27 protein-coding genes are annotated in these 22,504 nt (G+C 74.1%); 13 read left to right on the top strand and 14 right to left on the bottom strand.

The window, feature by feature from the left end; all coding sequences use genetic code 11:
• Positions 1–72 precede the first annotated feature (72 nt).
• From DQ240_RS19675 to DQ240_RS19655, 5 genes are all read right to left on the bottom strand, one after another.
• Complete coding sequence (locus tag DQ240_RS19675) at positions 73–798, bottom strand: inositol monophosphatase family protein (protein ID WP_113841405.1); 726 nt, start codon at positions 796–798, stop codon at positions 73–75.
• Positions 795–1,511: a PaaI family thioesterase gene (locus tag DQ240_RS19670; RefSeq protein WP_233498838.1), complete on the bottom strand. Its 717-nt coding sequence runs from the start codon at positions 1,509–1,511 to the stop codon at positions 795–797. Before DQ240_RS19670 ends, DQ240_RS19675 begins: the two co-directional genes overlap by 4 nt.
• A gap of 31 nt (positions 1,512–1,542) precedes the next feature.
• Positions 1,543–3,036, bottom strand: coding sequence for a cell wall metabolism sensor histidine kinase WalK (locus tag DQ240_RS19665; protein WP_113841404.1), 1,494 nt, complete (start codon positions 3,034–3,036; stop codon positions 1,543–1,545).
• A complete protein-coding gene (locus DQ240_RS19660) occupies positions 3,033–3,773 on the bottom strand; it encodes a response regulator transcription factor (protein ID WP_113841403.1) in 741 nt (246 codons plus the stop codon). The genes DQ240_RS19665 and DQ240_RS19660 overlap by 4 nt, the downstream gene beginning before the upstream one ends.
• 102 nt (positions 3,774–3,875) lie before the next feature.
• Complete coding sequence (locus DQ240_RS19655; protein ID WP_233498837.1) at positions 3,876–4,649, bottom strand: siderophore-interacting protein; 774 nt, start codon at positions 4,647–4,649, stop codon at positions 3,876–3,878.
• Between the two features lie 333 nt (positions 4,650–4,982).
• On the opposite strand from DQ240_RS19655, the gene DQ240_RS19650 reads away from it, so the two are divergent.
• Together DQ240_RS19650 and DQ240_RS19645 are read left to right on the top strand one after the other, a co-directional pair.
• Positions 4,983–5,192, top strand: coding sequence for a DUF2945 domain-containing protein (locus DQ240_RS19650; RefSeq protein ID WP_113841439.1), 210 nt, complete (start codon positions 4,983–4,985; stop codon positions 5,190–5,192).
• A gap of 40 nt (positions 5,193–5,232) precedes the next feature.
• The gene (locus DQ240_RS19645; RefSeq protein ID WP_113841402.1) at positions 5,233–5,664 is read left to right on the top strand and encodes a DUF2795 domain-containing protein; all 432 of its coding nucleotides are present in this window, start codon (positions 5,233–5,235) and stop codon (positions 5,662–5,664) included.
• 25 nt (positions 5,665–5,689) lie between these two features.
• Here the strand turns inward: DQ240_RS19645 and DQ240_RS19640 are convergent, their stop codons facing one another.
• The gene (locus tag DQ240_RS19640) at positions 5,690–6,616 is read right to left on the bottom strand and encodes a hypothetical protein (RefSeq protein ID WP_113841401.1); all 927 of its coding nucleotides are present in this window, start codon (positions 6,614–6,616) and stop codon (positions 5,690–5,692) included.
• Positions 6,617–6,787: 171 nt separating this feature from the next.
• On the opposite strand from DQ240_RS19640, the gene DQ240_RS19635 reads away from it, so the two are divergent.
• A complete protein-coding gene (locus DQ240_RS19635; protein WP_113841400.1) occupies positions 6,788–8,890 on the top strand; it encodes an LCP family protein in 2,103 nt (700 codons plus the stop codon).
• On the opposite strand, the gene DQ240_RS19630 is transcribed toward DQ240_RS19635, so the two are convergent.
• Entirely contained in the window at positions 8,877–9,338 is a 462-nt protein-coding gene (locus DQ240_RS19630) for an ArsI/CadI family heavy metal resistance metalloenzyme (RefSeq protein WP_113841399.1), read from the bottom strand. The genes DQ240_RS19635 and DQ240_RS19630 overlap by 14 nt on opposite strands.
• Positions 9,339–9,432: 94 nt before the next feature.
• Between DQ240_RS19630 and DQ240_RS19625 the strand changes: the two genes are divergently transcribed.
• Positions 9,433–9,783 (top strand): Rv2640c family ArsR-like transcriptional regulator, encoded by a 351-nt coding sequence (locus DQ240_RS19625; protein WP_113841398.1) that lies wholly within the window; start codon positions 9,433–9,435, stop codon positions 9,781–9,783.
• Positions 9,784–9,801: 18 nt separating this feature from the next.
• On the opposite strand, the gene DQ240_RS19620 is transcribed toward DQ240_RS19625, so the two are convergent.
• Positions 9,802–10,182: a helix-turn-helix transcriptional regulator gene (locus tag DQ240_RS19620; RefSeq protein WP_113841397.1), complete on the bottom strand. Its 381-nt coding sequence runs from the start codon at positions 10,180–10,182 to the stop codon at positions 9,802–9,804.
• Positions 10,183–10,325: 143 nt separating this feature from the next.
• On the opposite strand from DQ240_RS19620, the gene arsB reads away from it, so the two are divergent.
• Genes arsB through DQ240_RS24310 form a run of 4 tightly spaced genes read left to right on the top strand, consistent with a single transcriptional unit; the run spans position 10,326 to position 12,671 of the window.
• The gene (gene arsB / locus DQ240_RS19615) at positions 10,326–11,444 is read left to right on the top strand and encodes an ACR3 family arsenite efflux transporter (protein ID WP_113841396.1); all 1,119 of its coding nucleotides are present in this window, start codon (positions 10,326–10,328) and stop codon (positions 11,442–11,444) included.
• On the top strand, positions 11,441–12,100 hold the full coding sequence (locus DQ240_RS19610) for a three-helix bundle dimerization domain-containing protein (protein WP_113841395.1): 660 nt from the start codon (positions 11,441–11,443) through the stop codon (positions 12,098–12,100). Before arsB ends, DQ240_RS19610 begins: the two co-directional genes overlap by 4 nt.
• 26 nt (positions 12,101–12,126) lie before the next feature.
• A complete protein-coding gene (locus tag DQ240_RS19605; protein ID WP_113841394.1) occupies positions 12,127–12,546 on the top strand; it encodes an arsenate reductase ArsC in 420 nt (139 codons plus the stop codon).
• Positions 12,543–12,671 carry a hypothetical protein gene (locus DQ240_RS24310; protein ID WP_255410919.1) on the top strand — a complete coding sequence of 43 codons (129 nt, stop codon included), beginning with the start codon at positions 12,543–12,545 and terminating at the stop codon, positions 12,669–12,671. The genes DQ240_RS19605 and DQ240_RS24310 overlap by 4 nt, the downstream gene beginning before the upstream one ends.
• Before the next feature lie 133 nt (positions 12,672–12,804).
• Here DQ240_RS24310 and pstB read toward each other — a convergent pair whose 3' ends face one another.
• The 6 genes from pstB to DQ240_RS19575 all read right to left on the bottom strand — a co-directional run bounded on the left by pstB (position 12,805) and on the right by DQ240_RS19575 (position 18,836).
• Positions 12,805–13,584: a phosphate ABC transporter ATP-binding protein PstB gene (gene pstB, locus DQ240_RS19600; protein WP_113841393.1), complete on the bottom strand. Its 780-nt coding sequence runs from the start codon at positions 13,582–13,584 to the stop codon at positions 12,805–12,807.
• Positions 13,585–13,610: 26 nt separating this feature from the next.
• Positions 13,611–14,690, bottom strand: a complete 1,080-nt coding sequence (gene pstA / locus DQ240_RS19595; protein ID WP_113841392.1) for a phosphate ABC transporter permease PstA — start codon at positions 14,688–14,690, stop codon at positions 13,611–13,613.
• On the bottom strand, positions 14,690–15,643 hold the full coding sequence (gene pstC / locus DQ240_RS19590; RefSeq protein ID WP_113841391.1) for a phosphate ABC transporter permease subunit PstC: 954 nt from the start codon (positions 15,641–15,643) through the stop codon (positions 14,690–14,692). The genes pstA and pstC overlap by 1 nt, the downstream gene beginning before the upstream one ends.
• 100 nt (positions 15,644–15,743) lie before the next feature.
• Positions 15,744–16,871 (bottom strand): phosphate ABC transporter substrate-binding protein PstS, encoded by a 1,128-nt coding sequence (pstS, locus tag DQ240_RS19585; protein WP_113841390.1) that lies wholly within the window; start codon positions 16,869–16,871, stop codon positions 15,744–15,746.
• Positions 16,872–17,116: 245 nt separating this feature from the next.
• The gene (gene mshD, locus DQ240_RS19580) at positions 17,117–18,103 is read right to left on the bottom strand and encodes a mycothiol synthase (RefSeq protein WP_233498836.1); all 987 of its coding nucleotides are present in this window, start codon (positions 18,101–18,103) and stop codon (positions 17,117–17,119) included.
• Positions 18,069–18,836, bottom strand: a complete 768-nt coding sequence (locus DQ240_RS19575; RefSeq protein WP_113841389.1) for a response regulator transcription factor — start codon at positions 18,834–18,836, stop codon at positions 18,069–18,071. Before DQ240_RS19575 ends, mshD begins: the two co-directional genes overlap by 35 nt.
• A gap of 196 nt (positions 18,837–19,032) precedes the next feature.
• On the opposite strand from DQ240_RS19575, the gene DQ240_RS19570 reads away from it, so the two are divergent.
• From DQ240_RS19570 to DQ240_RS19550, 5 genes are all read left to right on the top strand, one after another.
• Positions 19,033–19,878, top strand: coding sequence for a hypothetical protein (locus DQ240_RS19570; RefSeq protein WP_113841388.1), 846 nt, complete (start codon positions 19,033–19,035; stop codon positions 19,876–19,878).
• Positions 19,879–19,885: 7 nt separating this feature from the next.
• Positions 19,886–20,575, top strand: a complete 690-nt coding sequence (locus DQ240_RS19565) for a DUF2993 domain-containing protein (RefSeq protein ID WP_113841387.1) — start codon at positions 19,886–19,888, stop codon at positions 20,573–20,575.
• A 40-nt stretch (positions 20,576–20,615) separates the two neighbouring features.
• Positions 20,616–21,059 (top strand): thioredoxin family protein, encoded by a 444-nt coding sequence (locus DQ240_RS19560; protein WP_233498835.1) that lies wholly within the window; start codon positions 20,616–20,618, stop codon positions 21,057–21,059.
• Positions 21,060–21,206: 147 nt separating this feature from the next.
• Positions 21,207–21,641, top strand: coding sequence for a DUF4395 domain-containing protein (locus DQ240_RS19555; protein ID WP_113841386.1), 435 nt, complete (start codon positions 21,207–21,209; stop codon positions 21,639–21,641).
• Positions 21,642–21,676: 35 nt separating this feature from the next.
• Positions 21,677–22,504: a sulfurtransferase gene (locus tag DQ240_RS19550; protein ID WP_113841385.1), complete on the top strand. Its 828-nt coding sequence runs from the start codon at positions 21,677–21,679 to the stop codon at positions 22,502–22,504.

The following is a 22,504-nucleotide window of genomic DNA, read 5'->3' as shown; positions in this document are numbered from 1 at the left end:
GGGACACCTCTCGTGCCAGCACCAACCGCACCGGTTCGGGAGGGATTCCCGCTCCAGTGTCCGGCATGGTGTTCAGCCGACGGCGGCCAGGAGGGCCGAGGACAGCTCCGGGCGGCAGACCAGCAGGTCCGGCAGCCACGGGTCGGGCTCGTTGTAGCGCAGCGGCGAGCCGTCCAGGCGGCTGGCGTGCAGCCCGGCCGCCAGGGCGATCGCCACGGGCGCGGCGGAGTCCCACTGGTACTGGCCGCCGGCGTGCACGTAGGCGTCGGCCTCGCCCCGGACCACGGCGGTCACCTTGTAGCCGGCCGACCCCATCGGCACGAGCTCACCCCCGACGGCGTCGGCCGCGGCGGTGGCCACCGCCGGCGGGCGGCTGCGGCTGACCGCGATGCGGGGACGGCGGCCCTGGACGTCCGGCACCGCCGGCGGCGGGTCGGTGACCAGCACCTCGCCGACGCCGGGGAGGGCGACGGCGGCCGCGGCGAGGTCGCCGCCGGCCCACAGCGCCACGTGCACCGCCCAGTCGCCGCGGCCGGGCTCGCCGTACTCGCGGGTGCCGTCCAGCGGGTCGACGATCCAGACCCGCTCGGCGGTGAGCCGGCGCGCGTCGTCGGCCGCCTCCTCGCTGAAGACCGCGTCCTCGGGGCACCGCTGCGCCAGCACCGCGGCGATGGCCCGCTGGGCCGCGGCGTCCCCGGCGTCCCCGAGCTCGCGGCCGGTCAGCCCGCCCGCGCGCAGCTCCAGCAGGACGGTGGCGGCGGCCCGGGCGGCCTCGACGGCGATCTCGACGTCGGTCACGGCCGGTCCGCCGGCAGGGGGGCGGTCGCGTCGGTGGGCCGGCCGGGCGGCGACGGCCGACCGGAGGCGTCGGTCACCGTCGAGAAGTAGCTCGCCATCTGCTCGGCGCGGGGCGTGACGAAGACGCCGCGGGCCTCGATCAGCGCGCGGTCGGGATCCGAGGCCAGGGCGATCGAGCCGGTGACCACGGTCTTGCGCCCCGCTGCCTCCGTGACCCGGCCGTTCAGCACGACGCGCGTGTCCAGCGGGATCGGCCCGCGGTAGTCCACCTCGAGGCGGACGGTCATCCCCCACAGGCCCGCGTGGATCGCGGCCGCTCCGAGGACCTGGTCCATCACCAGGCCGGTCATCCCGCCGTGCAGGAAGCCGGGCGGGCCCTCGTAGGCCAGCCCGAACGTGGCCTCGCCGACCACGGCGCCGTCGGCCTCGCGCAGGACCACGGGCGGAGCGAGGGCGCTGCCGACCCCGCTGACCGGGCTGTAGACCCGGCGGAACGCCGGGACGTCGTCGAGCGGGGACAGCTGGCCGGCCGGCCGCTGCGCCGCGGCCAGCCGGGTGGTGAGCTCCCGCGCGCCGGCGGCGGCCGCCCGGAGGTCCTCCGCGGGGACGGCGGTCCGCACCGAGGCGTCGACCAGCCCCCGCAGGGCGTCGCCGAGCTCGGTGACGGCCGCCATCAGCTCGGCGTCGTAGGGCGGTCCGTCGTGCGTCTCCACGTACCGGACGGTAACCAGGGGGACGGCGTCCTCAGCCGGGCACCCCGGCCTGCTCCGGCGGGCCGCTGCGGGGCAGTCTCACCGTGAAGACGGCGCCCTGGCCCGGCGCGGTGTCGAGCCGGACCGTCCCGCCGTGCGCGGCCACCAGCGAGGAGACGATCGCGAGCCCCAGGCCGGTGCCACCGGCCGCGCGGTGCCGGCTGGGATCGGCCCGGTAGAAGCGCTCGAACACGCGGGCGGCGTCCTCGGGGGTCATTCCCGGGCCCTCGTCGGCGACCCGGACCACGACCGTGCCGCCGTCCTCCTCGGCGCCGGGGGGCGCCGGCTCCTCGGCCAGGGTCACGGTCACCCGGGCGTCGGCGGGGGTGTGCACGAGCGCGTTGGTGACGAGGTTGCCGAGGACCTGCCGCAGCCGGGCCTCGTCGCCGAGCACGACCGGCAGCTCGGTCATCGCCGGGTCGACGACGAGCTCCACCGGGCGGTCGGGCTGCAGCGCACGGGCGTCGTGGACGACGTCGCCGGCCACCTCGGCGAGGTCGACCGGGGTCACGGCCAGCGGCCGCTGCTGGTCGAGGCGGGCCAGCTGCAGGAGGTCCTCCACGAGCAGCCCCATCCGGCCGCCCTCGGCCTCGATGCGCTGCATGAGCCGGGCGACGTCCTCGGGGTCGCGCACCGCTCCCTGCCGGTAGAGCTCGGCGAAGCCGCGGATCGACGTCAGCGGGGTGCGCAGCTCGTGGCTGGCGTCGGCGACGAACCGGCGCATCCGGCCCTCGGAGGCCCGGGCCTGCTCCTCCGAGGCGCGCTGGGCGGAGAAGGCGCTCTCGATCCGCGCCAGCATCCCGTTGAGCGCTGCGGAGAGCCGGCCGACCTCGGTGCGCCCGTCACCGGCGGGCACCCGCCGGGAGAGGTCGCCGGCGGCGATGGCGCGCGCGGTGTCCCCGACCTCCTCCAGCGGCCGCAGGCTGTTGCGCACGAGCACGTACCCCGCGACCCCCAGCACCGTCAGCACGATCAGGCCGACGACGACCTCGATGCGGACCAGCCGGGCGATCGCCTTCCGGTCCCCCTCGAGGTCCGAGCCGACCACGAGCGTGTAGCCGCCGGGCAGCTCACCGGCAGCCATCCGCCACTGCTCGCCGTCCGCCCAGACGCTGATCGGCCGGGAGTGCTCGCGCAGCTGGTCGACCTCCCGCGCGCTGAGCTCCGGCAGCTCGTCACCGTCCGGTCCCTGCGGCTCGCCGAGCACCACCGGCTCGTCGCTGTCGGGCGTGAGGCAGGCGACGTAGAAGGGCGTGGGCTGCGGGTAGCCGGGCTCGATGCAGAGGCGGACCAGGGTCGGCCGCTGTGCCTGGATGTTGGCCTGGAGCTCCTCGTCCTGCTGGTCCAGCAGGTAGCCCCGCAGCAGGGACGTCGCCGCGAAGCCGGTGGCGAGCAGGGCGAACGCCACGAGGGCGACGAGCAGGGCGACGAGCGTGACCCGGAGCGGGACCCGGGGGCCGCGGGGCGCGGGAACCGGAGGCGTCATGTGCCCCGCGGCAGCCGCAGCGTGTACCCGACCCCGCGGATGGTGTGCAGCAGCCGCGGCTCGGTCGTGTCGACCTTGCGCCGCAGGTAGGAGATGTAGGACTCGACGACGTTCGCCTCGCCGTTGAAGTCGTAGTTCCAGACGTGGTCGAGGATCTGCGCCTTGGACAGCACCCGTCCGGCGTTGGCCATGAGGTAGCGCAGCAGCTTGAACTCGGTGGGGGACAGGCTGATCAGGGTGCCGGCCTTCAGCACCTCGTGGGACTCCTCGTCCAGCTCGATGTCGGCGAAGGTCAACCGGGGCGCCTCCGCGCCGCGCTGGGCGGCCGCGCTCGTCCGGCGCAGCACCGCCCGGATGCGGGCGATCACCTCGTCGAGGCTGAACGGCTTGGTGACGTAGTCGTCCCCGCCGAGCGTCAGGCCGGAGATCTTGTCCTCGGCGGCGTCCCGGGCGGTGAGGAAGAGCACCGGGGTGTGCCGGCCGGTCTCCCGCAGCCGGCGCACCACGCCGAAGCCGTCGAGCCCCGGCATCATCACGTCCAGGACGAGCAGGTCGGGGCGGAACGAGGCGGCCATCGCCAGGGCCTGCTGGCCGTCCGCCGCCGTCGCCACCTCGAAGCCGGCGTAGCGGAGGCTCGCCGACAGCAGCTCGCGGATGTTGGGCTCGTCGTCCACCACGAGCAGGCGCGCCTCCGGCGCCCGCCCGGCGGAACCGCCCGGATCCCGGGTCCCCTGCACCAACCCTCCCGCAGAACGCACCGATGCCGTCATGGCCCCAGGTTCCGGTCGACGGCTGCGGTCGGACTGGACGCTACCTGTGAAGTGTCTGTACGCCCGCCCTCACCCGGCGGGGGACATCGCGCGGCCGCGGCGCCAGTAGCCGATCGCGTGGTGGCCGGAGCGGCCCAGCCCCCAGCGCGAGCGGAGATCGGTCCGGATCGTCCGGACGGCGGCGGACTCCGCGCCCACCCAGGCGAAGACGTCGCCACCGGGAGGGTCCAGTGCGGCGACCGCGTCGACGAGCAGCGTGCTCTCGCCGGGCGGGGTCCCGCCACGGTGCAGCCAGCGGACCGTCACGCCCGCCGGCGCGGCCAGCGGCTGCTCCTCCTCCGGCCCGGCCACCTCGAGGAGCGCCAGTCCGCCGGTGGTCGGCTCCGCCTCGGCGAGGATCCGGTTGATCGCCGGCAGCGAGGTCTCGTCGCCGACGAGGAGCAGCCAGGAGGCCGGCCGCAGCGCCAGGTCGCCACTCCCCGCGACGCCCAGCACGGCGCCGGGCTCCGCAGCCGCGGCCCAGGCCGCCGCCGGACCGTCCCCGTGGAGCACGAAGTCGATCTCGACCTCGCCGCGCTCGGGGTCCTGCCGGCGGGCGGTGTAGCTGCGCAGGGCGATCCCGTGCGCGCCGATCGGCCAGACGACCCGACCGTCGCGCGCCACCTGCGGCCACCGCGGCGCGGGATCGCCGACCCGCGGCACCAGCAGGTTGACCGTCGGCCCCGCGGCGGCGACCGCCTCCGCCGTCCCGGTGAGCGTCACACGGCGGACGGTGGGCGTCACGGCGGCGACCGAGACGACGGTGAGGACGTCGACCTCGCGCAGGCCGTCGGGAGCGGTCACGCGGCCGAGGGTAGGCAGCCCGGGTGTCCAGGGCCCACGAGGGGCCAACGAGGAGCCCACGAGGGGCCGACCCGGCCGACCCCGGGGGAATGGAGTCGACCGGGCCGGCGATCGAGGACGCGGGTGTCACGGTCGGTAGTCGCCGACCGGTCTCCGACCTGGCAACTCCCGGGGCACTCCCGCGTCGGACACCACGCTAGGTGACCGCGACCGCGGATGCAGCGCCCGCAGGAGTGAACCTCCTGCCCGCGCGGGTGATGTGTGTCGCGCCGGTTCCGGGGGCAGGCAGCGGAGGACGGACGCGACGGCGCCCGACCACGGGAGGACGACGGCATGGCGGACGAGCTGAGCAAGGGCGACCACGTCACGTGGAAGAGCCACGGCGGCGAGGCCGAGGGCACCGTCCGGAAGAAGATCACCGAGGACACGGAGGCGGCCGGCCGGACGGTCAAGGCCAGCCCCGACGAGCCCCAGTACGAGGTGAAGAGCGACAAGAGCGGCGGCACCGCGGTGCACAAGCCGTCGGCGCTGAAGAAGGAGTGACCCCGGATCCACCGCACCACCCAGAACACAGGAGGCAACCGTGAGCGAGTCCGACGACCAGTTCGCCGGCGTGTCATCACGCAGCACGAAGCACAACCCGCGCCTGGACCAGGAGCTCGAGCACGAGATCCAGGGGATGCTCAAGGCCGAGCACGCCACCCGCTCCCACGAGTGGCGCGAGACCGAGCCCGTGGCCGAGGGGGAACCCGACCTCACCACCGACCCGGCCGGCACGCTCGTCGGCGGAGTGCCCGTCGGCATGACCGAGGACGCCGTGGTGGCCCGCGCCGAGCTGGCCCGCTGGCTCGACCGCGCGGACTTCCCGGCCGACGGCCCCGCGCTGGTCGAGGCGGCCCTCGACCACCGGGCCACCGACGCCGTCGTCGACGAGCTGCGCCGGCTGCCCGAGGGCCAGACCTTCGAGCGGATCGGCGACGTCGTCCGCGCGCTGGGCTACCCGACCGAGACCTGACGCTGTCCGGGAGGAGCGGGCCGGCTCAGGAGCCGGCCTGCTCCTCCTGCTCGTCCTCGGCGATCTCCTCCGCGCCCCGGCGGCGGAACAACTTCGAGCCGGGGAAGCCCTTCACCACCTGACGCAGGTCCTGCATCGTGTCGACCAGGTCGTGCACGTCCGGTCCGACCCCGTCCAGGGACTTCAGCACCGGCAGCACGTCGTCGTCCAGGTGGCCCAGGAGGGTGGGCAGCCGGTCGATCATCGTGACCATCGCCTCGATCTCGTCCGGCGCCATGGTCTCGGCCAGCCGCCTGACGACCGGCACCAGCTGCTGCAGCGGCCCCTCGAAGCCGGCCAGCAGCGGGTCGACACGGGCGACGAGGCCCTCGGCCTGACCGACGGTCCCCTCGGCCCGGCCGATCGTGCCGCCCACGGCGTCGATGGCGTCGTCGGCCTTCTGCTGCGTCTCCCCGACGGCGCCGATCGCGTCGTCCGCCTTCTGCTGGGTCTCGCCGACCCGCTCGATGGCGTCGTCGGCCTTCTGCTGGGTCTCGCCCACCCGGTCGATGGCGTCGTCGGCCTTCTGCTGGGTCTCGCCCACCCGGTCGATGGCGTCGTCGGCCTTCTGCTGTGTCTCCCCGACCCGCTCGATCGCCTCGTCGGCCTTGCGCTGGGTCTCGCCGACGGCGGTGATCGCCTCGTCGGCCTCCTCCAGCGTCCCGCCGGCCCGGGTGATCGTCTCGTCGGCCCGGCGCCGGGTGGCCTCGAGGTCGCCCACCGCGTTCTCCACCCGCGCGAGCAGCCCCTCCGCGGTGGTGACGACCGCCCCCACGCGGTCGAGCAGGCCCTCGATCCGGCCGACGGCGCTCACCACCCGGGGCACCAGGGCGACCGCCTCGGACAGCCCCTCGCGGAGGCCGTCCACGGCGGCGAGGACGTCGGAGGGGCCGGGGATCGAGGGGAGGCGCACCTCTCGACGCTACGTCCGTGATCCGACCGACGCCGGACGATCTCCGCGCGTCACCCGTCCGGAGGGCCGCGGGGACGTATCGTGAGGGACCGCCTCCGAAGCGTGTGCGGTCTACCCGCGTGCACGCGGGTAGAGGAACGGCACGGACCACGACGATGGGATGTCGACGCGGTGGGGGACTCGCGAGCGGGGGGCGGCGCCGGCGACGGCGCGTCCGGTCGTGACGGCGAGCCGCTGACCCTCGAGCAGCTCATCCTGCGGCAGGGCGCCGGCCCGAGCGGCCGTCGCGCCGCACGCCGCACCGGCGAGGTGCCGATCCCGCTGCTGCCGGGCGAGTCGCTGCCCGCGCACCGCGGTCCCCGTCCCGCCGTCCCGCCGGCCGCTGCCGGGCGTCCTGCCGCCGACCGGGCCGCGGCGTCGTCCGCACCGCGACCGGCCGCCCCGCGGGCCGACGACACGCCGCCCCCCGCCCGCGGGCTGCCCCCGGTGCCGGCCGCGACGCCGCAGCGACCGGCCGCCGCGGCCCCGCCGTCGTCGCCGCCCCGGCCCCTCCCGGCCGCCCCGCCCGTCGCGCCGGGCGTCCGGTACAGCCAGCCGGTGCCGCCGCTGCCGGGCGGCGGACCGGGGATCCAGCGCAGCGGACCGGTGCCCCCGCTCCCGGGCGTGCGCCACAGCCAGCCCGTCCCGCCGCTGCCCGGCCGGCCGCCGGCCGATCGCCGCGGCAGACCGCTGCCCCCCATCCCCGGTCTCGACGCCCCGGGGCGCTCCGGCGCGACCGCGGCGCCCCGGCCGCCCCGCAAGGAGACCCGGGCCGCCCGCCGGGCGGCGCGCTCGCCCGGCCGCCGCCGCCTGGTCCGGCTGGCGCAGGCGGCCGCGGCGCTGATCGCCGTCGTCGTCGCCTACCACCTGGGGCTCTACGTCTACGTCGACAACAGCATCGAGCGGGTGGAGGCGCTGGCCGTCGACGGCCCGGAGCTCGTGGCCCCGCAGCTGCAGGAGGGCGCGGCCACCTACCTCGTCGTCGGCACCGGCCTCCCGGGTGCGGAGGGCGTGGCGGGCGTCGCGGCCCTGCTGGCCCGCGTCGCGCCGGACGAGGAGTCCGCCGTCCTGGTCAGCCTGCCGCCCACGGCCCTGGTCGACACGCCCTCGTGCCGCACGTCCGACGGCGACGTCCGCGAGCCCGCCACGGAGGCCCTCGGCGAGGCGCTGCTCGACGGCGGCCCGGCCTGCCTGGTCCGCGCGGTGCAGCAGCTGTCCGGACTGCGGGTCGACCACTACCTCGGGGTCGACCTCGCCCGCCTGCCGGACATGGTCGACTCCCTCGGCGGCATCCCGATCTGCCTGCCCAGCGTCACCGACGCCTGGGCCGCGGCCGCGGAGCCCCTGCCGGCCGGCGCCTCCGACCTCGACGGCGAGCGGGCGGCGGGCTGGCTGGCCCCCGGCGACCCCGCGGCCGACGTGAACGGCACCGCCGTCGCCGAGCGGGCCCAGGTCCTGCTCACCTCGACGCTGCGCGAGGCGATGTCGTTCGACGTGCTCGGCAACCCGGTTCGCCTGACGTCGTTCCTCACCACCGCCGCCGACGCGCTCACCGTCGACGAGGCGACGAACCTCGGTGACCTGCGCACCCTGGCCGCCACCCTGGGCGACCTCTCGGGGGACTCCGTCCAGCGGACCGCGCTGCCGGTCACCCAGGTCGGCTACGTGCCCGTCGGCCGGGACGAGGCCTACGTGCTGCTGGACCGCACCGCCACCCGCATCCTCTTCGAGACCGTCCTCGAGGAGGGTGAGCTCCCCGCGGAGGCGCTGCCCGCGGAGGCCGCGCCCCCTGCGGCTCCCGTCGAGGCGGCGCCCCCGGCCGAGCCGCCCGCGGCACCGGCGCCGACGCCGTCCGAGGTCACCGTCGACGTCCTGAACGGCACCGGGACGGCGGGCCTGGCCGGCACCGTCGCCGACGCGCTGCGCGGGGTGGGCTTCGTCGTCGGCGAGGTCGGCAACGAGCGCGGCGGGGTGGACGCCACCGTGGTCCGGCACGGCCCCGCGGCGCTCGCGCAGGCGCAGACGGTGCTCCAGGCGGTCCCCGGGGCGGTCCTGCAGGCCGACGACTCCCTCGGCGACCGGGTCCAGCTCGTCGTCGGACCGAACTACGCGTCCGTGGTGGCTCCGCCCCCGCCCGCGCCTCCGGCCCCCGAGACCTCCGCCGCTCCCTCGCCCTCGGCCGACGTCCTGGCCGTCGAGGCCGCGCCGGCCTCGGCGACGGTCAGCTGCGGCTGACGGACGAGGACGCGTCGCAGCAGGCCCCGCCGACCGGCGCCTGGTCGATCTCGACGAGGGTGCGCCGGCTGGTCCCGAAGCTGTCGCTGTCGGCGAGCACGGTGTAGACCTCCCAGCGCTCTCCATCGGGACCGGTGACCCAGACCTTGTCCTGGGTGGCGAAGCAGCAGGTGGTGCCCATCTCCTCGTCGGTGAACAACCCCTCGTCGGACAGTCGGGTGATCTCGGAGTGCACCTTCTCGGTGGACTCGACCTCGACGCCGAGGTGGTTCAGGCTGCCGCCCTGGCCAGGGTTCTCCAGCAGCACCAGCTTCAGCGGCGGCTGGATGACGGCGAAGTTGGCGTAGCCGGGCTTGCGCTTGGCCGGCTCGACGCCGAGCAGCTTGCTGTAGAAGGCGACGGCCGTCTCCAGGTCGTCGACGTTGAGGGCGAGCTGGACGCGGGACATGCGGACCTCCGACGGGTTCGACGTACGTCTAAGTACGTGGGACCACCGTGCCAAGGTCTTTGACGTACGTCAAGTAGGTGGGAGGATCGACCGCATGCCGAAGGCTCTGCCCGTCATCGACGCGACCGCGCCGGTCTGCTGCGCCCCGGTGGCCGCCGCCCCGATGGGCGAGGAGGCGGCTCTCGAGGTCGCGGTGCGGCTGAAGGCGCTCGCCGATCCGGTCCGGCTCCGACTGCTGTCCCTCCTCCTGGCCGGCGAGGAGGTCTGCACCTGCGACCTCGCGCCGGCGGTGGGCCTGACGGAGGCGACCGTCTCCCACCACCTCGGGCAGCTGAAGAAGGCCGGGTTCGTCTCCGGCGAGCGCCGCGGGATGAACGTCTACTACCGCGCCCACCGCGATGCGCTCGGCGCGATCGCGCAGGTCATCGATCCCGCCTGCTGCTGATCCCGCCGACCGGACGCGTCAGGCGGTGACCAGCGCGCCGACGCCGGGCAGCTCGGCACCGACGGCCCGCATGGCGCCGGGCACCAGGGAGTAGTGCGCCCACACACCCCGCTTGTCGCGACGGAGGAAGCCGGCGTCGACCAGGACCTTGCAGTGGTGGGAGACGGTCGGCTGGCTGAGCTCCAGCGGGCCGGTGAGATCGCAGATGCAGGCCTCACCGCTCGGGCTGGCCGCGATCAGGGACAGCAGTCGCAGCCGGGCAGGGTCGGCGAGCGCCTTCAGGGTCCGCGCGAGATCCGCCGCCCGCTCGGTGCTCAGCCCTCCCGACAGGCCGGCCGGGGCACAGGCATCGCCGCCCGCGACCAGCGGCAGCTCGGAGCCGGTTCGACTGCTGTTCACCCGCCCAGTCTGCCCCGCGCATTGACCGATGTCGATGCCTGTTGCACTGTTATCGACGGACGTCGATGCCTGCTGGCGCGGCGGCCGAAGCCGGCGGAAGCGCACGCCGGCCTCCCGCAGACGTCGAGGAGCCCCGACCGCAGATGAGTGACACCGTCCACGAGACCGCCCGAGGTGGCCTGGAGGCGCCGGTCCTGGCCCGGCTGTCCACCCTGGACCGCTTCCTGCCGGTGTGGATCATCGCCGCGATGGCCCTGGGCCTCGGCCTGGGACGGCTCGTCCCCGGGCTCGACGACGCCCTGGACGCGGTCCGGGTGGGTGACGTCAGCCTGCCGATCGCCATCGGCCTGCTGCTGATGATGTACCCGGTGCTGGCCAAGGTCCGGTACTCCGAGCTCGACCGGGTCGCCGGCGACCGCACGCTCCTGGTCGCCTCGCTGGTGCTCAACTGGCTGCTCGGCCCGGCGCTGATGTTCGCCCTGGCCTGGCTGCTGCTGCCCGACCTGCCCGAGTACCGCACCGGCCTGGTCATCGTCGGGCTGGCCCGGTGCATCGCCATGGTGCTGATCTGGAACGACCTGTCCTGCGGCGACCGGGAGGCGGCCGCCGTCCTGGTGGCGATCAACTCGGTGTTCCAGATCCTGGCCTTCGCCGCGCTCGGCTGGTTCTACCTGCAGGTCCTTCCCGGCTGGCTGGGCCTGTCGACCACCTCGGCGGAGTTCAGCGTCTGGGCGATCGTCCTCAGCGTCATGGTCTTCCTCGGCATCCCCCTGCTGGCCGGCTACCTGACCCGCACGCTCGGCGAGCGCGCCAAGGGCCGGGACTGGTACGAGAGCCAGTTCCTGCCGAGGATCGGTCCCATCGCGCTGTACGGGCTGCTGTTCACCATCGTCATGCTCTTCGCCCTGCAGGGCGACGCCATCACCTCCCAGCCCTGGGACGTCGCCCGCATCGCCCTGCCCCTGCTGGCCTACTTCGCGCTCATGTTCGGCGGGTCGTTCCTGCTCGGCATGCGCCTGAGCCTGGGCTACGCGAAGACCGCGACGCTGGCCTTCACCGCCGCCGGCAACAACTTCGAGCTCGCCATCGCCGTGGCCATCGGCACCTTCGGCGTCACCAGCGGCCAGGCGCTCGCCGGCGTCGTCGGCCCGTTGATCGAGGTGCCCGTCCTCGTCGCGCTCGTCTACGTGTCCCTGTGGGCCGCCCGCCGCTTCTTCCCCGGCGACCCCACCGTCCCCGACGCCGTACGGAGTGCCCGATGACCGACGACCACAAGTCCCTGCCCGGCGTGCTCACCCCCGAGGCGGGGCTGCACCGGCTGGCCGATCAGCTCGCCGAGCGCTTCACCGGCGTCTTCGCCCGCGAGACCATCGACCGCTACGTCTTCGAGTCCTACACCGCGCTCGCCCGCACGGCGAAGGTCACCATGCACCTCCCGGTGCTGGCCGGGCGCTTCGCCACCGAGCGGCTCACCGCACTGGCCCAGGCCAAGGGCGCCATCCCCAGCGACGTCTGCGAAGTCCTGTTCGTCTGTGTGCACAACGCCGGCCGCTCCCAGATGGCCGCCGGCCTCCTCGCCCAGCGCGGCGCCGGCCGCGTCCACGTCCGCTCCGCCGGCTCGCAGCCCAGCGCGACCATCGACGCCGCGGTCATCGAGGCCATGGCCGAGGTCGGCGTCGACATCACCGCCGAGTTCCCCAAGCCCCTCACCGACGACGTCGTCCGCGCCGCCGACGTCGTCGTCACCATGGGCTGCGGCGACGCCTGCCCCGTGTACTCCGGCAAGCGCTACCTCGACTGGCAGGTCCGCGACCCCGCCGGCCTCTCGGTCGGCGAGGTCCGCGCCATCCGTACCGACATCGACACCCGCGTCCGTGCCCTGCTCGCGGAGCTGCACCCCGCCGCAGCCCGGGCCTGACAACCCGTACCGATCGAGAGGTCCACGTGTCCGACAAGCCCAGCGTCCTGTTCGTCTGCGTGCACAACGCCGGCCGCTCCCAGATGGCCGCCGGCTGGCTGCGCCACCTCGCCGGCGACACCGTCGAGGTCCGCTCCGCCGGCTCCATCCCAGCCGACCAGATCAACCCGTCCGCCGTCGAGGCCATGGCCGAAGTCGGCATCGACATCACCGATCAGACCCCGAAGGTGCTCACCACCGAGGCCGTCGAGGCCTCCGACGTCGTCATCACCATGGGCTGCGGCGACGCCTGCCCGATCTTCCCCGGCAAGCGCTACCTGGACTGGGCGCTCGAGGACCCCGCCGGCAAGGGCGTCGAGTCCGTCCGGCCGATCCGCGAAGAGATCGAGGCCCGCATCCGCGGCCTGCTCAGCGAATTGCAGAGCGAGTCGGTCGCCACACGATGAGCCACCGGCCGCAGGTGATGCTCGTCTGCGTGAACAACGCCGGCAGGTCCCGGATGGCCGCCGGCCTGATGGAGCATGCGTGCGCCTGGTCGACGACGACACCGCCTGCCGCGTCGCTGCGCTGACCGAGGAGCTGAGCGGCCGGAGGCGGACGAGGGGTCCGGGGCCCGCGCGCAGGCCCGCCCGGAGACCGGACAGAACTCGGCCCCGGTCGCGCGGGCGACCGGGGCCGAGATCGTGGTGGTGCAGCGGGTCAGGTCATCCGAAGCGGCCGGAGATGTAGTCCTCGGTCGCCTTCTGGTCGGGGTTGCTGAAGATCTTCTCGGTCGGGTTGAACTCGATCAGGCGACCGGGCTGGCCCACCCCGTTGAGGTTGAAGAAGCCGGTCTGCTCGCTCACGCGGGCGGCCTGCTGCATGTTGTGCGTGACGATGACGATGGTGAACCGCTCCTTGAGCTCGCCCATGAGGTCCTCGATGGCGAGCGTGGAGATCGGGTCCAGGGCCGAGCACGGCTCGTCCATGAGCAGCACGTCGGGCTCGACGGCGATCGCCCGGGCGATGCACAGGCGCTGCTGCTGGCCACCGGAGAGGCCCGAGCCAGGACGGTCGAGGCGGTCCTTGACCTCGTTCCAGAGGTTGGCGCCGCGCAGCGACTTCTCGACGAGCTCGTCGGTCTCGGACTTCCTCATCCGCTTGTTGTTCAGGCGGTTGCCGGCGATCACGTTGTCGTAGATCGACATCGTCGGGAACGGGTTGGGCCGCTGGAAGACCATCCCGATCTGCCGGCGGACGTCGACCGGGTCCACGTCGCCGCCGTACAGGTCCTGGCCGTCCATGACGACCTTGCCCTCCACGCGGGCGCCGGGGAGCACCTCGTGCATCCGGTTGAGCGAGCGCAGGAAGGTGGACTTCCCGCAGCCGGACGGGCCGATCAGCGCCGTGATGCTGCGCGGCTCGATGGAGACGTTGACGCCCTCCACGGCGAGGAAGTTGCCGTAGTAGATGTTGAGGTCGCTGACCTCGATGCGCTTGGCCACGTGGTGTGTCCTCCTGGTCGGGCCGGTCAGCGACCGGTCTTGGGAGCGAAGAAGCGGCTGATGAGGCGAGCCAGGATGTTGAGCGCCATCACGAAGATGATGAGGACGAGCGCCGCCGTCCACGCGCGGTCGAGGAACGCCTGCGTGGCCGTGCCCGGCTGGGTGAGCTGGTAGAACGCGAACACCGGCAGCGTCGCCATGCGTCCGTCGAACGGGTTCAGGTTGGTGCCGGTGATGAGACCGACGGTGATCAGCAGGGGTGCAGTCTCACCGACGACGCGGGCCACCGACAAGGTGACGCCGGTCCCGAGTCCGGCGATCGCGGTGGGGAGCACGACCTTGACGACCGTCCGCCACTTCGGCACGCCGAGGGCGTAGCTGGCCTCGCGCAGCTCGTTGGGGACGAGCTTCAGGACCTCTTCGCTCGAGCGGACGACGACGGGGATCATGAGCACGGACAGGGCGACGGCGCCCATGATCCCGGCGCGGAAGTCGTTGCCGAACAACAGCGTGAACAGGGCGAAGGCGAACAGACCCGCGACGATCGACGGGATACCGGTCATCACGTCGACGAAGAAGGTGATGGCCCGCTTGAGCCGACCGGTGCCGTACTCCACGAGGTAGATCGCGGTGAACAGGCCGATGGGCACCGAGATGACCGTCGCCACCAGCGTGATGATCAGCGTGCCGAGGATGGCGTGGTAGGCGCCACCGCCCTCCCCGACGACCCGGTACATCGAGTTGCTGAAGAAGTCGCCGTCCAGCCGCGCCAGCCCCTTGTCGAGGACCGTGTAGACCAGCGAGACGAGCGGGATCATCGCGATGCCGAACGCGGTGGTCACCAGGCAGGTCACCAGCCGGTCGGTGCCCTTGCGGGATCCCTCGACGGTGCGGGAGGTCAGGTAGACCGCGGCCGTCCCCAGGATCACGCCGTAGACGACCGTGGACGTCACGCTGAAGCCGGTCAGGGCGGAGAGCCCGGCGCCGAGCGCGATCCCGGCGAGGTAGAGCCCGAGGGGGGCGAACCGGGGCAGGCGGCGGTGGCTCCGGACGGGCCCCTCGGGAGAGGCGGCGAGCCGGGGCTCGGAGCGGGTGTCGGTGCTCATCAGTTGGCTCCGGAGAAGTCGGCGCGCCGGTTGACGATGTACCGGGCGAGCATGTTGACCGCGAGGGTGATGAGGAACAGCACCAGCCCGCTGGCGATGAGCGTGTTCACGCCGAGCCCGGTGGCCTCGGGGAACTTCAGGGCGATGTTCGACGCGATGGTCGACGGGTTGGAGCTGGTGATCAGGTTGAGGGTCGCGGCGCCGCCGCCGGAGAGGATGATCGCGACCGCCATGGTCTCGCCCAGCGCGCGGCCCAGGCCCAGCATGGCGCCGGCGATGACACCGGACTTGCCGTAGGGCAGCACGGCCATCTTGATCATCTCCCAGCGCGTCGCGCCGAGGGCGAGAGCGGCCTCCCGGTGCAGCGCCGGGGCCTGGCTGAAGACCTCGCGGGCGATCGCGGAGATGATCGGCAGGATCATCACGGCCAGGACCAGGCCCACGGTCAGCATGGTGCGGCCGCTGGCGGAGGCCGGGCCGGCGAAGAGCGGGATCCAGCTCAGGTTGTCCGCGGCCCACTGGTGGAAGGGCACCAGCTGCGGCGCCAGCACGGCGAGGCCCCAGAAGCCGTAGACCACGCTGGGGATGGCGGCCAGCAGGTCGATCACGTAGCCCATCGCGGCGGCGATCCGCCGGGGCGCGTAGTAGGTGACGTAGAGGGCGATCCCGACGGCCAGGGGCGTGGCGACCAGCAGGGCGATGACCGCGCCGAGGAGGGTGCCGACGATGAGCGGCCAGACGTAGTGCCCCAGCCCCTCGCCGCCGGGGACGTCCTCCGCCGACGCGGTGATGGCCGGCAGCGCCTCGCTGATCAGGAAGGCGGCGACGCCGGCCAGGACGAGCAGGATGAAGATGCCGGAGCCCTTGGCGGTGCCGGCGAAGACGCGGTCACCGGGCCGCCGGACGACGCGTTGCTGAGACGGGGGTTCGGTCGGGGCCTTCGTGGCGGTCACCGCTGCTCCGTGGGGATCGATCGTGGGTGCGGATGCCCGGGTCCGGGCGGTGCGGTGGCCCGGGGCGGAGATCCGCCCCGGGCCACCGCGGGAGCCGGGATCAGCCGGCGGTGATGGCGTCGACCGCGGTCTGCGCCTGCTCGCGCAGGGTGTCCGAGATCTCGGCGTTGCCGGCGTTCTCCGAGGCGGCCGCCTGGCCGTCCTCGCTGATCACGTAGCCCATGAACGCCTTGACGTTGTTCGCCGTCTGCTCCTCGTCGTACTGGATGCAGCCGACGTGGTAGCTGACCAGGACGATCGGGTACTCGTCCGCGCTCTCGGTGAGGCGGTTGAGCTCGATGGCGAAGTCGTACTCGCCGCGGCCCTCGAGGGCAGGGGAGTTCTCGACGACGGCCGCGGCGGCCTCCGGCGACGGGGCGACGAACTCCTCGCCGACGGCGATGTTGGCCACGCCCAGGTCGCCGGCCCGGCTCGCGTCGGCGTAGGTCACGGCACCGTCGGTGCTGGTGACGACCTCGATGACACCGGAGGTGCCGTTGGCGGCCTCGCCGCCCTCGAGCGGCCACTCGCCGTCCGGCTCCGACGTCCAGACGTCGGGAGCCGCCTGGAACAGGTAGTCGGTGAAGTTGTCCGTCGTGCCCGAGTCGTCGCCGCGGTGCACGGGCGTGATGGTCGTGCTCGGCAGCTCGGCGTCGGGGTTGTCCTCGGCGATGGCCGGGTCGTTCCACGTCGTGATGGCGCCGGTGAAGATGCCCGCGATGGTCTGCGGGGTGAGGTTGAGCTCGTCGACGCCCTCGAGGTTGAAGACGACGGCGATCGGCGAGATGTAGTTCGGCAGCTCGAAGATCTCGCCACCGCCGCAGCGCTCCTGCGCCGCGGCCAGCTCCTCCTCGTCCAGCGCGGCGTCGGAGCCCGCGAAGGCGGTGGTGCCGGCGATGAACTGCTCGCGCCCGGCGCCGGAGCCGGCCGGGTCGTAGCTGAACTGGACGTCGGGGTACTCGCCCTCGAAGCCGGCCTGCCACGCCTCCATGGCGGCCTGCTGGCTGCTCGCGCCGGCGCCGGCGAGCGCGCCGCTCGCCTCGATGCTCTCGCTGCCGCCGCCGTTGCTGCCCTCGCCGCCGGAGGAGTCGGAGTCGGACTCGTTGTCGGCGCCGCATGCGGCCAGGGCCAGGGTGGCGGCCAGAGCCGTGGACAGGGCGAGGGTGCGCGTCCTGTTGCGCAGCTTCACGTGAGTGCCTTTCGGAGGGTGCCCGGACCTCGATGCCGGGCAACGCGGATCCAACGTGGAGGGACGCTAAGCAGCCGAAGTGGCCGCATCCGGGTCGCTCGGTGAACGCGGGGTGAACGCCGTCGAAGGGCTTCCCGACCGGGTGAGAAGCAGCTCACGTCCAGCGGGTGAACGAGCCGCGTGGCGCCTCGCATCACGGTCCGGTAACGGGGATGGTGGGCGGTTGGGCGCCGCGCACCGGACGCTCAGTCGCGGGTCGCGCGCCGCCAGGAGACGTCGACGGCGTGGCGGGTGAAGCCGCGCTTCTCGTACAGGCTCACGGCCGGGACGTTGTCGCCCTCGACGTAGAGCAGCACGTCGCGCAGCCCGCGGCCGCGCAGGTGGGCCAGCCCGACGTCGGTCAGCGCCCGTCCGAGGCCGCCGCCCTGCGCACCGGGGTCGATGCCGAGGACGTAGACCTCGCCGATCGCCTCGTCGCCGGCGTCCCCCGCCGGGTGGACCTTGGTCCAGTGGAAGCCGAGCAGCTCGCCGCCGGCGTCCGGCTCGCCCCGCCAGGCGAGGAAGAATCCGGCCGGGTCGAACCACGGCTCGGCCTCGCGCAGCGCGAGGTCCTCGGCCGTCCAGCTGCCCTGCTCGGGGTGGGTGGCGAAGGCGCGGCCGTTGACGCGCAGCCACGCCTCCTCGTCGCGGCCGGGACGGAAGGGGAGCACCCGCACGCCCTCCGGGAGGGCCGGCCGCGGGTCCGGGTCGACGCCGGCGAGCGGACGGCGCATCTGGAGCAGGACGCGCGCCCGGTCGTAGCCGCCGGCGGCGGCCAGCTCCGCGGAACCGGGGAGGTCGCCGTGCGCCCAGACGCGCAGCGGACGCGGGCCGGCCAGCTCCTCGAGCCGGCGCAGGAGGGCGCGGCCGACGCCCCGCCGGCGGGCCTCGGGGTGGACCACCAGCTCGCCCTCGGCGTCGCCGGACCCGTCCCCGCCCTCGAAGCGGGCGTAGCCGACGAGGGCGTCCCCGGCCTCGACGAGCACGTCGCGACCGCCGGTCGGGCCGCCGTGCTGCAGCCGCAGCTCGGCCTCCTCCGACAGCGGACGGACGCCGTCGGCGGTGGTCGCCGCGCGCAGCAGCGACAGCACGGCCGGGACGGCGGGGGTGTCCAGCCGGGGGACGTCCCGGACGGAGTGCTCGAGGGTCAGCTCGGGCTCAGCGGAGGGGAGCGGTGGTCCGGTCGACCGCACTGCCGGCCGGGGCCTCGGCGGCCTCGGCCCTGGCCGCTGCGGCGGTGGCGTCCGCGACCTGCTGGTCGAGCTTGTAGCCGACGTTGCGGACGGTGCCGATCAGCGCCTCGTGCTCGGTGCCGAGCTTCGCCCGCAGCCGGCGGACGTGGACGTCGACCGTGCGGGTGCCGCCGAAGTAGTCGTAGCCCCAGATCTCCTGGAGCAGCTGCGCGCGGGAGAACACCCGGCCCGGGTGCTGCGCGAGGTACTTGAGGAGCTCGAACTCCTTGTACGTGAGGTCCAGCGGGCGGCCACGCAGCTTCGCCGAGTAGCTGTGCTCGTCGATGACCAGCTCGCCGGCCTGGGTGACGCCGCCGTCGGGACCATCGGCCGGGGTGGCCGCGGCCAGGCGCCGGGCGGTCGCCCACTTGAGCCGGGCGTCGACCTCGGCCGGACCGGCCGTGTCGAGCAGGACGTCGTCCACGCCCCAGTCGGCCGACAGCGCGACCAGGCCGCCCTCGGAGAGGACGGCGACGAGAGCGGAGGCGACGCCGGTCGAGGAGAGCAGGCCGCACAGCGTCCGGGCCTGGATCAGGTCGTGCCGGGCGTCGACGAGGACGACGTCCCCGGAGTCGCCGTCGAGCAGGCTGGACAGCTCCGGGGCCACCACGCGCACCTGGTGGCCGAGCAGCCCGAGCGCGGGCAGCACCTCGGTCGTGGCCTGGCGCGCCGCGGTCATGAGCACGAGTCGCATGTCGTCTCCTCACGGAGCCGGGGACGAGCGGGTCGTCCGTGGGCCCGCGACGGCGCTGTCGCGTGAGGACGCAGGATAACCGACGGGTGGCCGGAAACGGGGGCTCGGGCCGGAGTCGGTCCAGTGGACGTCGTCACTGCCCCGCCGTTCCGCTCGTCGAGCGGATCGGCGGCCGGCCGTCTGCCACGATCGGGGCGTGAGCTCCGCCGTGTCCGACGTCGACCTGCCGGCGCGGGCGCACCACCTGCCGGCGGCCCTCGTCGCCGCCGTCGGCACGGCTCTCCTGGTCCTCCTCCCGGCGCAGCTGGGCGAGGAGGGGACGCTCGCCGCCGTCCTCGTGCTGCAGGCCGCGCTCGTCGCGGCCTGGGGCCCGGCGACCGGTCTCCGGGGGAGCGCCGGGGTCACCGCGCTGGGACTGGCCGCCACGGCCGCCGCCGACCTCGTGCTGCTGCTCCCCGCCGAGACGCACCTCGGTCACCTCCTGGCCGTGCCGGGCGTGGCCTTCGTCGCCGCGGTGCTGCACCAGATGGTGCGGCGGGCTCCACGCCGGGACGTCGTGGGCTCGCTCGCCGGGAGCCTGCTGCTGGTCTGCGCCGTGTGCGGCCTGGCCGTCCTCCTCCGGCTGCCCGACGTGGCCGGCGGCGCGCGTCCCGCCGCGACCGCCGCGCTGGTCGTGGGCGCCGCCCTGGTGGCCGGCCGGCTGGTCGACGCGGTGCTGCCGCGCCCGCGGATCGCCGCCGGGGTCGACCACGGGGTGCTCGGGATCGTGGTGGCGCTGCTGGTCGGGGCCGGGGTGGCGCTGCTGCGGCACACGCCCGGCGGACTCGGGGACACCCTCTCGTCGGTGACCGTCGGGCTGGTGCTGGCCGGTGTCGCGGCGCTCATCGCGCTCGCCGGCGGCTACATCGCCGCCGGCGCGGCCGCGGAGCCGGTCCGCCGGGCGCCCGGGTCGACCGTGGCGATGCCGGTGCTGCAGGCCGTGCTGCCCATCGCGGCGTGCGGCCCGGTGGCCTTCGCGCTCGCCGTCCAGACGGTGATCTGAGGCACCGGTGAAGGCGCTGCTCGTCACGCTCGTCGTCCTGCTCGTGCTGGCCGTGGCCGCCGACCGCGTCGCCGTCGCCGTCGCCGAGGACCGGGTCGCCGAGGCCATCGAGCAGCGCGGTGAGCTCGCCGGGACGCCGGACGTCTCCGTCGACGGCTGGCCGTTCCTCACCCAGGTGGTCGCCGGCGACTACCGGGACGTGCGCATCCGGCTCAGCGCGGCCGATCTCGGGCAGCCGGAGGGGACGACGGCCGACGTCCGGCTGCGGGGGCTGCACGCGCCGCTGTCGGACCTCGTCGACGGCTCGATCACCGAGATCGCGGTCGACCGCATCGACGGCACGGTGACCCTCTCCTACGAGCTGCTCTCCCGGGAGCTCGGCACCGACACCACGCTGGTGCCCGAGGGCGAGGGCCTCCGGCTGACCAAGACGGTCGAGGTCCTCGGGTACGAGGTGCCGCTCACCGCCGTCGGCCGGGTGACCCTCGAGGGCCAGGACCTGGTCATCGCCGTCGACGAGGCGGGGGTGGCCGGGGTGGACCTGCCCGGTGCGGTGGTGCGGGAGGCCAGCGACGCGCTGGACCTGCGGTACGGGATCGAGCTCCCCTTCGGGCTCGAGCTGACCGGGGTGAGCCCGGGGCAGGACGGCGTCCTGGTGACCGGCGGCGCCGTCGACACGGTGCTCAGCGGCGGCTGACCGCGGGAATGCGCCGCTGCCGCGGGGTGCTCCTGGCGGTGTGGACGCGACGGGGCTGATCGTGCTGCTCGCGGCGCTGGCGGTCACCGCGACGGTCGCCTGGTGGCTGCGGGCCCGCAGCGGGGCGGTGCGCGCGGGCGGGAAGGGGGAGGACGGCATGGACGAGACGGCGGTGCTCTCCGGGCTCGGTGTCCGGCCGGCCGAGGCCGACCTGACCGTCGTCCAGTTCTCCACCGCGTTCTGCGGTCCCTGCCGCGCCACCCGGGCCCGGCTGCAGCAGCTGCAGCGCACCCGCCCGGGGCTCGCCTACGTGCACGTGGACGCGGAGAGCCACCTGGAGGAGGTCCGCGCGCTCGACGTCCGCCGCACGCCCACGCTCTTCTACCTCGACCGCGCCGGCCGGCTCCTCGGCCGCAGCAGCGGGGCGCCCCGGCCGGAGGAGCTGACCGCCCTGGTCGAGGCCCACACGGGGATCCGGGAGTGATCGGTTACTCTCGCCCCGTGGGCCTCATGCTGACCTCTCGTCGCACAGTCGACCTGTGCCGCGTCGGCAGCTGCCTCTGTCCGACCCCCTGAGGGCCGGCCTCGCCTGCCCAGACGCGCCCTGACCGCCGTCCGGAGAGTCGTACCCATGTCCCGATCGTCCGCGTCCGTCGACGTGCGGGGTCCCCGCTTCGCCGCCTGGGTGACCAGTGCGGTCCTGGCGGTCGCCCTGCTGCTCGGCTCCGGCTGGGTCGTCGCGGCCCAGGCGGTCGTCTTCGCCGTCGGGGCGTCCGCCGGGATGCGGCGGGCGCCCTACGCGCTGCTGTTCCGGGTCCTCGTCGCACCGCGGCTGGGGCCGGTCCGCGAGCGCGAGCCCGAGGCGCCGCTGCGGTTCGCCCAGTTCGTCGGACTGCTCTTCGCCGCGACCGGAGCCGCCGGGTACCTGCTCGGCGCCCCCGTCGTCGGCGCCGTCGCCACCGGCCTCGCGCTCGTGGCGGCCCTGCTCAACGCGGCCATCGGCTTCTGCCTCGGCTGCGAGCTCCACCTGCTCCTCCGGCGGGCTGTGCCCGCCCGCACCGCCTGACCGTCCGTACACCCCAACAGGGAGGAACACCCCCCATGAGCCGTAACGACGTGCTCGTCACTGTCGACTGGGTCCAGGAGCACCTCGGTGAGCCCGGCCTCGTCCTCGTCGAGGTCGACGAGGACGCCAGCGCCTACGACGGCGGCCACATCGAGGGCGCCGTCAAGCTGGACTGGAAGCAGGACCTCCAGGACCCGCTGCGCCGCGACTACATCGACAAGTCCGCGTTCGAGGCCCTGCTGTCGAGCAAGGGCATCGGCAACGACGACACCGTGGTGCTGTACGGCGGCAACAACAACTGGTTCGCCGCCTACGCCTACTGGTACTTCAAGATCTACGGCCACCAGGACGTGAAGCTGATGGACGGCGGCCGCAAGAAGTGGGAGCTCGACGGCCGCCCGCTGTCGAAGGACGCCGTGGAGCGCCCGGCCACCTCGTACACGGCCGGTGAGCCCGACCTGTCGATCCGTGCGTTCCGCGACGAGGTCGTCGCCGCGATCGGGAACAAGAACCTGGTCGACGTCCGCTCGCCCGACGAGTTCTCCGGCAAGATCCTCGCCCCGGCGCACCTGCCGCAGGAGCAGTCCCAGCGGCCCGGCCACGTGCCCACGGCGATCAACATCCCGTGGAGCAAGGCGGCCAACGAGGACGGCACCTTCAAGTCCGACGAGGAGCTGACCAAGCTCTACGCCGAGCAGGGCTTCGACGACAGCAAGGAGACCATCGCCTACTGCCGCATCGGCGAGCGGTCGAGCCACACCTGGTTCGTGCTGCAGGAGCTCCTCGGCAAGAAGAACGTCAAGAACTACGACGGCAGCTGGGTCGAGTACGGCTCGCTCGTCGGCGTCCCGATCGAGAAGTGA

The organism is Blastococcus sp. TF02A-26, from assembly GCF_003319125.1.
Classification (GTDB): domain Bacteria; phylum Actinomycetota; class Actinomycetes; order Mycobacteriales; family Geodermatophilaceae; genus Trujillonella.
This window is presented reverse-complemented; position numbering and strand designations above follow the sequence as displayed.